This is a genomic window from Leucobacter sp. M11, assembly GCF_035726885.1.
Taxonomy (GTDB): Bacteria; Actinomycetota; Actinomycetes; order Actinomycetales; family Microbacteriaceae; genus JAPFRB01.
In genome coordinates this window covers 361,011-363,218 of record NZ_JAPFRB010000004.1, presented here as the reverse complement: position 1 = coordinate 363,218, position 2,208 = coordinate 361,011, and the positions used below count along the sequence as shown (strand labels likewise).

General features: G+C 73.5%; 2 protein-coding genes. One reads left to right on the top strand and one right to left on the bottom strand.

From position 1 onward, the window contains the following. A partial coding sequence (locus tag OOT08_RS13760) for a winged helix-turn-helix domain-containing protein (protein WP_325093356.1) occupies nucleotides 1-744 on the top strand: 744 nt, incomplete at its 5' end. A gap of 48 nt (nucleotides 745-792) precedes the next feature. Here the strand turns inward: OOT08_RS13760 and OOT08_RS13755 are convergent. Next, nucleotides 793-2,172 (bottom strand): aldehyde dehydrogenase family protein, encoded by a 1,380-nt coding sequence (locus OOT08_RS13755; protein ID WP_325093664.1) that lies wholly within the window; start codon nucleotides 2,170-2,172, stop codon nucleotides 793-795. Nucleotides 2,173-2,208 lie beyond the last annotated feature (36 nt).

The following is a 2,208-nucleotide window of genomic DNA, read 5'->3' as shown; positions in this document are numbered from 1 at the left end:
AACCGGGGCCCGTGGTGGGACTGGTCAGACACCAAGCTCGCGGTCGAGCGGCTCTTCGCCTGGGGCGAGGTGGTGTCCGTGGGGCGCGAGGGGTTCCAGCGCCGCTACGCGCTCACCGAGCAGGCGCTCCCCGCGCAAAGCAACGCCCACGAGACCGACCGAGGGGCGTCGTTTCGCGCGTTGATCGAGCGTGCGGCCCGGGCCTACGGCGTGGGCACCGCCGCCGATCTTGCCGATTACCACCGCCTGAAGAGCCGCGACGCGCTCCCCGCGATCCGCGAGCTCAGCGAGGCGGGGGTGCTCGTGCCCGTCCGAGTCGAGGGCTGGTCGACGCCGGGCGGCGCGCCCCTGCCCGCCTGGCGGCACCGGGACGCGGTGCTTCCCCGGACGCTCGCCCCCGACGCGCTCGTGACGCCCTTCGACCCGCTCGTCTGGTTTCGGCCGCGGGCCGAGCGGCTCTTCGACTTCCACTACCGGATCGAGATCTACACCCCGAAGGAGCAGCGGCGCTACGGCTACTACTGCCTGCCGCTGCTCGTGGACGGCCGCCTCGCCGGTCGCATCGACCTCAAGGCGGACCGGGCGGGCGGCGCGCTGCTCGTGCAGGCCGCCTGGCGCGAAGCCGATGCCCCCGATCGCACCCCGGAGGCCGCGGCGACCCTGCTCCGCGAGGCTGCGGCCTGGCAGGGCCTCGACGACATCCGCGTGTCTGGCGCGGGGAACCTCGCGCTGCCGGGCCTCTGAGCCCGGCAACGCTGGCCGCCGGGAGCCCGAGCGGGCGCGGGGCGCGGATCAGCGCAGCTTGCCGAGCAGCCGCCGCACGATGCCTTCCTTCCGCTCGGTAAAGGGCGGCATGATCGTCGGGCCGAGCGTATCGGGCGAGAGGGGCTTCGAGAGGATCGCCTTCTCGTGGCTGAAGGTGAGGAAGGAACGCTCCCCGTGGTAGGAGCCCGTGCCGGACTCCCCCACGCCGCCGAAGGGCAGCTCGGGCACGGTGAGGTGCAGCACCGGGGCGTTAAAGGCCAGCGCACCGGAGCTCGTCTCGGCCTCCCAGCGGCGGCGCACAGCCGCGTCCTCGCTGAACACGTAAAGGCTGAGGGGCTTGTCCCGCTCCGCGACGAACGCAATCGCGTCGCTCAGGTCCTCCACCGCGACGAGGGGCAGGATGGGGCCGAAGATCTCCTCCGACATGATCGCGGCGTCCCGGGAGACCCCCGCGAGGACGGTCGGCGCGAGGAAGCGGTCCGCCCGGTCGGCGTCCCCGCCGGTCACGATGGTGCCGTCGCCGAGGTAGCCGAGGAGCCGGTCCAGGTGCGCCTCGGTCACGATTCGCCCGTAGTCGGGGTTTCGCGCGGGCTGGCTCCCGTAGAGGTCATGAACGGCGGCGGCCAGCAGCGGGGCCAGCCGGTCCAGGGTCGCCCGGTCCCCGAGCACGTAGTCGGGGGCGACGCAGGTCTGCCCGCAGTTCAGGAACTTCGCCCAGGCGATGCGCTTGGCGGCGGCGGGCAGGTCAACGGTCGCATCGACGTAGGCCGGGGACTTCCCGCCGAGCTCCAGCGTGACCGGGGTGAGATGCTTCGCGGCCGCGGCGGCGACGATCCGCCCCACGCGCCCATTTCCCGTGTAAAAGATGTGGTCAAAGCGTTCCGCGAGCAGCTCGGTCGTCTCGGGCACCGCGCCCTCCACGACGGCGATCGCGCGCCGGTCGAGGTACAGCGGGAGCAGGGTGGCCAGGGCGTGCGACACGGCGGGCGCGAGCTCGCTCGGCTTGATCACGACGGCGTTGCCCGCGGCGATCGCCCCGATTGCGGGCGACAGCGACAGCATGAGGGGGTAATTCCAGGGCGCGATCACGAGGACGGTGCCCAGGGGCTCCGGCCGCACCCGCGCGGCGGCCGGTTGCAGGGCCAGGGGCACGCTCACGCGGCGGGGCTTTGCCCACCGGGCCAGGTTCGCGACCGTGTGGTCGATCTCGGAGATGAGGAAGCCGATCTCGGCGACCTGGGACTCGACCGGGGATTTCCCGAGGTCCGCCGCGAGCGCCGCCTCGAGGGTCTCCTCCGCGTCGACCAGCATCCGGCGGATCCCGGCGAGCTGCTCCCGCCGCCAGGCGAGCGGCCGGGTCAGCCCCGAGCGGAATCCCGCGCGCATCTCCGCCACGAGCGCGGGGATGGCCCCGTCGGAGCCGGACGTCGCCGCGCGCGGGGC